General features: G+C 32.0%; 8 protein-coding genes and 1 riboswitch. Of the genes, 1 reads left to right on the forward strand and 7 read right to left on the reverse strand.

Annotated features, from left to right (window positions below; genetic code table 11):
* Positions 1-31 precede the first annotated feature (31 nt).
* The 4 genes from tenA to KI356_RS19665 all read right to left on the reverse strand — a co-directional run bounded on the left by tenA (position 32) and on the right by KI356_RS19665 (position 4,512).
* Positions 32-718, reverse strand: coding sequence for a thiaminase II (gene tenA, locus KI356_RS19650; RefSeq protein ID WP_002032475.1), 687 nt, complete (start codon positions 716-718; stop codon positions 32-34).
* A gap of 125 nt (positions 719-843) precedes the next feature.
* Positions 844-949: riboswitch (TPP riboswitch) on the reverse strand.
* Positions 950-1,022: 73 nt separating this feature from the next.
* Positions 1,023-1,937, reverse strand: a complete 915-nt coding sequence (locus KI356_RS19655; RefSeq protein WP_212936203.1) for a D-alanine--D-alanine ligase — start codon at positions 1,935-1,937, stop codon at positions 1,023-1,025.
* Between the two features lie 4 nt (positions 1,938-1,941).
* Positions 1,942-3,390 carry a MocR-like pyridoxine biosynthesis transcription factor PdxR gene (pdxR, locus tag KI356_RS19660; protein WP_212936204.1) on the reverse strand — a complete coding sequence of 483 codons (1,449 nt, stop codon included), beginning with the start codon at positions 3,388-3,390 and terminating at the stop codon, positions 1,942-1,944.
* A gap of 96 nt (positions 3,391-3,486) precedes the next feature.
* Complete coding sequence (locus KI356_RS19665; protein ID WP_212936205.1) at positions 3,487-4,512, reverse strand: homoserine dehydrogenase; 1,026 nt, start codon at positions 4,510-4,512, stop codon at positions 3,487-3,489.
* A 380-nt stretch (positions 4,513-4,892) separates the two neighbouring features.
* On the opposite strand from KI356_RS19665, the gene KI356_RS19670 reads away from it, so the two are divergent.
* Positions 4,893-5,234 (forward strand): DUF3914 domain-containing protein, encoded by a 342-nt coding sequence (locus KI356_RS19670; RefSeq protein ID WP_212936206.1) that lies wholly within the window; start codon positions 4,893-4,895, stop codon positions 5,232-5,234.
* 77 nt (positions 5,235-5,311) lie between these two features.
* Here the strand turns inward: KI356_RS19670 and KI356_RS19675 are convergent, their stop codons facing one another.
* Genes KI356_RS19675 through KI356_RS19685 form a run of 3 tightly spaced genes read right to left on the reverse strand, consistent with a single transcriptional unit; the run spans position 5,312 to position 8,724 of the window.
* Positions 5,312-5,998 (reverse strand): lipoprotein BA_5634 family protein, encoded by a 687-nt coding sequence (locus KI356_RS19675; protein WP_128280194.1) that lies wholly within the window; start codon positions 5,996-5,998, stop codon positions 5,312-5,314.
* Positions 5,999-6,047: 49 nt separating this feature from the next.
* On the reverse strand, positions 6,048-7,979 hold the full coding sequence (locus KI356_RS19680; protein ID WP_212936207.1) for an ABC transporter permease: 1,932 nt from the start codon (positions 7,977-7,979) through the stop codon (positions 6,048-6,050).
* Positions 7,954-8,724 carry an ABC transporter ATP-binding protein gene (locus tag KI356_RS19685; protein WP_212936208.1) on the reverse strand — a complete coding sequence of 257 codons (771 nt, stop codon included), beginning with the start codon at positions 8,722-8,724 and terminating at the stop codon, positions 7,954-7,956. The genes KI356_RS19680 and KI356_RS19685 overlap by 26 nt, the downstream gene beginning before the upstream one ends.
* Positions 8,725-8,879: the final 155 nt, after the last annotated feature.

Raw genomic sequence — 8,879 nt, forward strand, 5'->3', positions numbered from 1 at the left:
ATATATAGCGATACCTTTTATATACTCTTTATTAAATAACACCTTTAACTTCTTCATTCACCGGCCATTTTTCTAATGTATATGCCATTTCCCAAAATGAATATTCATATTGACTACTAAAAATAAAATGTTGTCTCATACGATTACGGTCTGCCTCTGTTACTTTTTCAGCAATAGTATCTAATCGTGTGATTTGCTCTTCTACTAGAGTACGGAACCAATCCGATCCATATGCAGAAATCCATTCTTGATAAATTGGCTCTTCTGGTTGACATTCTTTTAATCGTTCACCGATTTCATAATATAACCAATAACAAGGTAAAATAGCTGCAATAATATCTCCTAAATGCCCTTCATAAGCTGCACGATACATATGAGATGTATATGCATATGCAGTTGGCGCAGGAATAAAATTATCTTTTTCTTCTTTCGTAATCCCTAATTTTTTTGCGAAATTCTCATGTAATGATAATTCAGCTTCATACGTATTTTGTGCATGATGCGCCATACGAGCCGTCGTTTCTAATTCAAGAGCCTTTGCGGCACCTAGCGTTTGTACTCTAGCAAAATGACTTAAATAATACGAATCTTGAAGCACATAATAACGGAAACTAGCTAAATCTAACGTTCCTTCGCCAAGTTTTTTTACAAAAGGGTGATTAAAACTTGCTTCCCAAATTGAATCTACTTCTTTACGTAATGATTGTGAAAAAGTCATTTAAATCCCTCCAATAGTTTATAAAACATAAGTATTTATCCCATATATTAAAGCTGTAAAATAAAAAAACTTTCTTTACAGGCGTAAAGAAAGTGAAATAGACGATATTAATTTATGCATTAAATATCTTGTCTTTCCCACTTCCCTACGCTGGCATTAACCAGATCAGGTACTAAGAGTCTCAAAATTTCATTTGATCTCAGCCTATAAAAGGCCCCCCTAGTGGATAAATATTTAGTTGTCGTATTGTAATTATCATAGCATACTTCGTGGAACTATCAAAAGCTTTAATTGTACAATTATCTTAAAAACCTTCTTCTTTCCTTACTTTTAATGAAGTTTCAATTATCATATCTAATAGTTTACTATAATTAATTCCAGCCGCATCTGCACTTTTTGGCAGTAAACTTGATTGTGTCATCCCTGGTAATGTATTAACCTCCATTACATATGGAATTCCATCCTTCACCATCATATCAACCCTTGCATAAACACTACATTTTAATGCTTTATAACAAGCCAGTGACGCTTTATTTACACGTTCCTGTACTTCAGCTGGAAGTTCTATAACTTCTTCAACTGTACTAGTATCATCATATTTTGCATTGTAGTCAAAAAACTCAGCAGCATGTCGAATTGAAATAATAGGTAACTGTCGCCCATCAAAAATTGAACATGTAATCTCGTCACCTTGTATATACTTCTCAATTACGACTTCAGAATCCCATTCGAATACAGTTTCCAGCATTGAGATTAATTCATTTTTATCATTGACGATCTTTACTCCAACACTTGAGCCACCAGAGTTAGGTTTTACCACTAACGGAAATCCAATCTTATCTAACTCTTCAAGCTTTAAATCATCCATTTTTGTGAGTTCAATCCAATCTGGTGTTTCTACTCCTTCATAACGCAAAATCTTTTTCGAAATATTTTTGTCCATACATATACCGCTAGATAACATATTGCTGCCGCTATATGGAATACCTAAACTCTCAAGCGTCCCTTGAACTGTCCCATCTTCTCCGTATTTTCCATGTAATGCTAGCAATGCAAAATCAATGTCTTTCGCTTTTTCAATTAAATCCATTTTTTCATTTAACGTAATTGGAACTATTTCATACTTACTCTTATCTAAATGTGCAATCATTTCATTCCCAGTCATAATTGATACTTGTTTTTCAGAGGATACTCCTCCCATAATAACGCCAATTCTCATCTTCTCATCTCCAAATTTCATTTTTTAATGTATCACCAATTATTTGAATCCCGCTAACTATTTCTTTTTCTTTCAAACGTGAAAAGCCCAATCGGAAGGTATTCTCTCCTCCTCCATCAGAATAAAAAACATCTCCAGGAGAAAACGTTACGCCTTTCTCATAACACTTTTGTAAAAGTGTGCGGGCATTAATTTTTTCTTCTAACTCTATAAATAAATGAAGTCCACCATCTCCAGTCATTCTTTTAAACGGAATGTACTGATTACATGCCTCAACAGCTAACTCATATTTTTTCTTATAAACAGATCTTGCTTTTTTTAAATATTTTTCAAAATATCCTTCATGTAAATATTGAAACAGAACAGCTTGATCTAACGTAGAAGTGTGAATCGTTCTTGCTCTTTTTACACTTTCTAAATAATGTATCAGTTCTTTATCTGCAATAATCCAACCTACACGTAAACCAGGGAAAAGTACTTTCGAAAAGCTACTAATATAAATCACATTATTACCAGCCCCAGAAAAAGTTAATAATGGCGCTAAATGTGAACCTGAATAACGTAATTCTTCATTAAATCCATCTTCTATAATAGGAATCTTGTATTTTGAAAATAACCTCATCAATTCCGTTCTTTTCTCCGAACTCGTAACAATACCAGTTGGATTATGATAAGAAGGAATTAAATACGCAAAATCAAAATCCATTTCACGCAAACTTTTTTCTACTTCATTCGTATCAATACCATCATCATTCATATTAATCCCATGAACTTCAAGTCCATGTAAACGAAAAAGCTTCAATGCAGCATGGTGAGTTGGGTTCTCACAAATAACACGCCCTGATTTCTTCGATAAAGAAGATAATACAATATCTAATCCTTCTGTAAATCCATTTGTAATTAGAATATCTTTGTTCGAAATATCTACACCTTTCATTTCCATGTAATGAAGTAAATAATTCATTAACGGTCTATAACCTTTTGCATATCCGTAATTCAATACGATATCACCTTCAATGGACATACGAGTAAGAAAAGCTCTTTTGAAATTTTCAACATCAAATAACTTTTCATCTGGGGCTATACTATTAAAAACAATCATTCCTTTTTCCCAGCGAACACCATGTTTCATTAAATCTAATTCATCCGCTAATGCGGTAACTGTATTGAGTTTATTTTTCCAATCTATTTCAACAGACGAGGTGTTAGATATATCCACCTTCGCAACAAAATTTCCTTTTCCTTTAACTGCATAAATTAATCCTTCTTGTTCTAAATCCGCATAAGCAGCGAGTACTGTATTTCTGCTCACAGATAGTAATTCACTCAGTTCGCGGGTTGATGGAATTTTTTGGTTTCCTAACAAATGCCCTTTCATAATCATCTTTTTCAAATAATCCTTTAATTGAATATAAACGGGACGATCTTTTACAACTTTAAAATCCTTAAACAATTCCTTACCCCCTGCAATTATTTTTGCATATTTATTTCCTTCTCAAAAGGTCCACTACATATGTATTTTTTATGCATAGCGGTACGGTTATCAAGCCTATAAATCCTTTCGATATAAATTGATTACATCTTTCAAAGCTGCTGCGGCTGCCCCTCTTGGATTAGAAGCTCCACCAATTGTAGTAACTTTCCCCATTGTATCTGTATAGAACGTGATTCCTTTTTCCGTGCCATTTATATTTGCTAATGGATGTTCTTTCTCTAAATTACAAGGTTGTACACTAAGGTTTACTTTTCCATTATCATCTTTATATGCTGATGCAATTAATTTAATAGATTTACTTTGTTCCTTTGCATTTTGAATTTGTTGCGTTGTAACATGCTCTATTCCGTTTATTTGTATATCTTTGAGTGAATAATCTGTTCCCATTAAACTATTCGTCAAAAGTAATAATTTACAAGCGCTATCTATCCCGCTTATATCTAATAACGGGTTAGTCTCCGCAATCCCTTTATTTTGTGCTTCTTGCAACGCCTCTTCAAACGTCTTATCTTCTTCATACATCTTTGTAAGAATATAATTTGTTGTCCCGTTCAATATTCCTTCTATTTTTTCAATATGACAACCTGCTAAACTTAGTTGTCCAATGTCTAATGTCGGTAACGCAGCCGCAGTTGCACCGCTATACCGAATACGTGAGCCTGAAATACGTGCCGCCTCATTCAGTTCACCCCAAGCTGTAACAAGTGCGCCTTTTGAAATAGCTACTACATCCATATGATTTTCAATTGCTTGCTTCATATATTGTTTCCCTGGATTCCCATTTTTAAGATTTGTAGCAGTTGATTCAACCAATACAGTACCATTTATATTAATCGTTCCGCGGTCCTCTGGATAATGTTCGATATATTTTTCAATTGCAGCAGAACCACTACCATACTCCAATAAATCATTAATCTGCAACCCTTCCTCGTTATGTATTGCAATATTTCTACCTAATACGCCACTTACAACTAAATGAATTCCATATGTTTCATATATATATAAATATTTTTCGTTTAATAATTTTATAAACTCTCTTCCTACTGTCCCATATCCTGATAATACAACTTGAATTTTCATAATATCCCCCCATATTTTTCTGCCAAATCCCTCTTTCAATATAATATAAAGCGCCCTCGAATTCCATCGAGAGCGCTTTATTACCATCTATTTAGATAGTCGGGACAGTTATTCTGCAATTGTTCGGTAAAATGCTTAACCTATCAAGATGGTCTCAATTCACTTTCGTTTCGATATCATTCCATTACTATTTATAGTCATATTATACGAAGGGAAATCATAGAATTGGAATTTACTAATCCATAATGAAGTATCACTTCTCAATAAAACTTGAAAATTAAATTATTCAGATTTACAATTTAATATAACATCCTTATATTAAATTGATATGAAAATTATAAAAAAACTATCTTCATCACTTAAAAAGGAGGAGAAGCGACGTGCAAATTGGATTGAACATAAATACATTATCTCAATCTACTAAAATAACTTCCTCAGGTCTTGAAAATAATACTAATCTTTCTTCTAAACTTGTGAAAAGGAAATCAAATGATCCAATCAAATTTGATATTCGTTCATTTGAAAAAGAAATGAAACAACCTGAGCATAAGTTTAACGAATTAGATTTATGGAAGATGTTGAAAGATAAAGGTGTTCCTTTATGGATCATACTTGAAATGCTACAAAAATCCCGTAAAGAAAAAGAAGCTCAAAATAGTTTGGTTCAAAGTTCAAATGTGGTTGAAGAAACGAGCGAGACTCGATTAAATGAAGTAATGTAAACTATGTTACCTGAGTTATCTATAAACGAAAAAGAGTTCAAGATTGATAAAAATATTATCAACCTTGAACTCTTTTTTTAAGATTTTTCTCCAATCGTTACAAACTGAAAAGATACTTCTCCTTCTAAACCTTTAATTAGCTTTCTTACTTTTACATTTTCATTAATCAATGTATTATCTGTCGACATTTTAGGTTTTTCGTCACCTAAAGATTTTTTCAGATGAAGAAGTTGCATTTTCGTTTCATTTGCTTTTATTTCTTTATATACACTATTTTTCGCTACAATCACATACCATTGAAACCCATAATTACGAGTGTTACCAATCCAAGCATTACTATCATATTTAACGGGAATCTCTCTTCCTTCTATTTCAATACTTTGTATAGTCTTTTCGTCTTCATGTGTAAATAATAGTGAGCCTTCTTTTGGAAAATTCGGTAATGCGTCTATAGGCATAGAACTGGATACATTATCCCGTTTACAAAAAATCTTTTCTTTAATCATCGCTTGCGCAGTAGATTCATTTAATATTAGTACCTTCCCTTTTCCAAATTTACCTGTTTTCACTGAATAAACTTCATTTTCTTTCGTATTTTCCTTATAACGATTAATAATTGGTGAAGTATTATTCTCATCTCCAATGATTAGTACACCGTTAGCTGGGAATAAGTCTTCATTTTTAGAACATGCGCTTAAGCTTATTAAAATTATTATAGTTAACATGAAGATAGTTAGTGTTCTTTTCATCACGGTTCCTTTCATAATTCAATTTTTTTACATAATTTTCTGTAATCTTAATAATTGATATCCTCTATTGTTCCATAGTTTTATACAGCTTTTGTAGGTAACGCCAACGAGTTATAAAGAAATATAAAACTTGTATACATATAAATGAAATTAAAATAACGATAGAGCTATTTAAAATAGAAAAATCGACTAATTGTTGTAATGCCGTATAAGCGACTACAGTATGAATCACTGCAACGACAATCGGTAAGAAGAACATTAATAATAACTGTCTCGTTACAACTTTTTTTAATTCTCGTTTACTTAATCCCATTTTCGAAATCATTTTATATTGCTGTTGATCGCGATCCAAATCAGTATATAATCGAAAATAGATAAAACTAGCAGCGAATGTGAAGAAGACGATTCCGACTAAAACACTTGCCATAAGTAATAATCCATTCGTTTGCTTTGCACTTAACAAATCTAATATTAAAGCTTGAAAGTAGAAATTATCTTTGCTAACATCTTTTTCAAATATACTATTTAATTGGTTTGAAATCTCTTTCGTTTTCATCCAATCATCTACAACAAATCCGTAAGTACGATTTTGATCACCTATATCATCTTGGTCAGGAGAAACAGGAATTCCATCATACACATGATCTTGAACAGCAATATAAATACTTCTAGTATCATGCGGTAAAACTAAATTTTCTACAGCTTTTTTCACACGAAATGTCTTTGTCCAATCTCCTTGAATGACTTCAATATTCTTTTTATAGTCACCATTTCTAAATTCTTGTTTTTGGGATACCATTCCAGGGATTAGTAAAATTTCATCTTCTTTTTCAATCGTTTCTTGTTGATACCCGAGTGCTCTCGCAAGTTCGTTATATTCACTTAACTTTATTACATATACGTTACTTTCTGTATATTTATTTGAAGACGAAGCCATTCGATAAGGAATATTAGCATCAGCAAGATGTTTTTTTATAGTAGAGAGATTTTTCTCTACCTCTTTGTCTGTTTCAAAACTTACATACAGAAATGTATACGGATTTGTCATTCTTACCAATTCTTTATTTCCAAGAGCGGCTGTCGTACCAATTGCTGTAAATGCAACTGCTGAAATAATAGATACTATAAAAAACATCGTTGCATTATCTTTCATACGGTAAATCAATTCTGAGAATGTTAATATATTTGTTCTTTTTAAAAAGAAAGATTCACTCCTTTTCGCAAGATGCAATATATAAACACTACATTGCGTATATAAAAAGTACGTTCCTATAATTACAAGGAGTACACCAATTCCAAGCATAATAAAACTGTGACTTGAGATAAATCGAAATACTGAAATATATCCACAGCCTATACTAATTAAAGAAAGTAGCGATAATACAATTGAAGATTTCGGTTCAGGTTTTGGTTTTTCTTCTGCTTGAATGAGTTCTACAAGTTCTGTTACTTTTACCATTTTAAAAGTAACAAGCGAAACAATTAAAAATAAGAAAAGAAACGTGATGACTGTTAATAGTACCGCTTGCACTGGTATATAGAAAGGCAAACCATTATTGATCATTAATACACTTGCACTTATCAATAAAACTAATTTAGAAAATATGAGACCTATGAGAATTCCTATACAAATTGAACCAAATCCAATTAACATATTTTCAATCAATAATAATTTCTTAAGCTGTCTCATTGACATACCTTGCATCATTAATATGCCAAATTCTTTCTTACGCGTTTTTAAAAACGAACTAACTGAATATAAAATAAAGAAAAATGAAAATACAAAAATCAATCCTTGCGAAATTCTAAATCCCAATGTACCAAATGCACTTATTGTTGCACTTGTCGATTGTAACTCACCTTGTAAATCAGGGTGAAATAATAAAAGAGCATACGTAAAGAAAATCATAATAGAAAATGCACTACTTAAAAAATGAGCAGCATATGTACGCTTATTGCGAAAAATATTATTAAATGCGAACTGACGAAAAGTCATGCCTTTTCCCCCCTAACAAAGAAAGGACATCCATAATCTTTTGATAAAATGCTTGCCTGCTTTCACCACAATAAATTTCGTTATATAGTTGACCATCTTTTATAAATATGACTCTGCTGCAAAAACTCGCAGCATACGGATCGTGTGTAACTAACATCATCGTTGCCTTTTCTTCCTTATTAAGAGTATCTAACATCTCCATTACATCATTTGAAGATTTAGAGTCTAAGTTCCCTGTCGGTTCATCTGCAAGTAATAATTGCGGCTTATGAACGATAGCACGAGCGATTGCTGTTCTTTGAGCTTGTCCTCCTGATATTTCAAACGTTCTTTTACTCAATATATCTGCAATATTTAATTTTTCTGCAATTTCTTCTACTCGTTTGTTCATTTCTTGTACAGAAACACCATCTAATGTCATCGGCAATACGATGTTTTCCTTTACTGTAAGTGTGCTAAGTAAATTAAATGATTGAAAAACAAATCCTAATTGTTTCCTACGGAATAAAGCTAAATCTTCTGATGTCAACTGGAAAGGATTTGTGCCATTTATTAAAATTTCTCCCGATGTTGGAGAATCGATAGTAGATACCATATTTAATAACGTTGTTTTCCCGCTACCTGATGGCCCCATGATCCCTATAAATTCACCTTCTTGAATTGATAAATCAATATCTACTAATGCTTTAAAAGGTATTTTCCCTTTATATACTTTACTAATATTTTTCGCATGTAAAATTTCCATTTCTATTCTCCCTTCATTTGCACTTCTTACAATAGAGTGTAAATGAATTGTCTTATAGCTCATATTGATTCATCTTTCATTTATCTTACACGCTTGTAAGATTTCTAAAAAAACTGACAATAGAACTATTTACAAATTAAAATTAACGCATAACT

It is taken from the genome of Bacillus hominis (assembly GCF_018332515.1).
Lineage (GTDB): Bacteria > Bacillota > Bacilli > Bacillales > Bacillaceae_G > Bacillus_A > Bacillus_A hominis.

Coding starts and splice junctions, on each gene's coding strand:
- tenA (WP_002032475.1), bottom strand. CDS start 718: ATGACTTTTTCACAATCATTACGTAAAGAAGTAGATTCAATTTGGGAA.
- KI356_RS19655 (WP_212936203.1), bottom strand. CDS start 1,937: ATGAGAATTGGCGTTATTATGGGAGGAGTATCCTCTGAAAAACAAGTA.
- KI356_RS19665 (WP_212936205.1), bottom strand. CDS start 4,512: ATGAAAATTCAAGTTGTATTATCAGGATATGGGACAGTAGGAAGAGAG.
- KI356_RS19675 (WP_128280194.1), bottom strand. CDS start 5,998: ATGAAAGGAACCGTGATGAAAAGAACACTAACTATCTTCATGTTAACT.
- KI356_RS19680 (WP_212936207.1), bottom strand. CDS start 7,979: ATGACTTTTCGTCAGTTCGCATTTAATAATATTTTTCGCAATAAGCGT.
- KI356_RS19685 (WP_212936208.1), bottom strand. CDS start 8,724: ATGGAAATTTTACATGCGAAAAATATTAGTAAAGTATATAAAGGGAAA.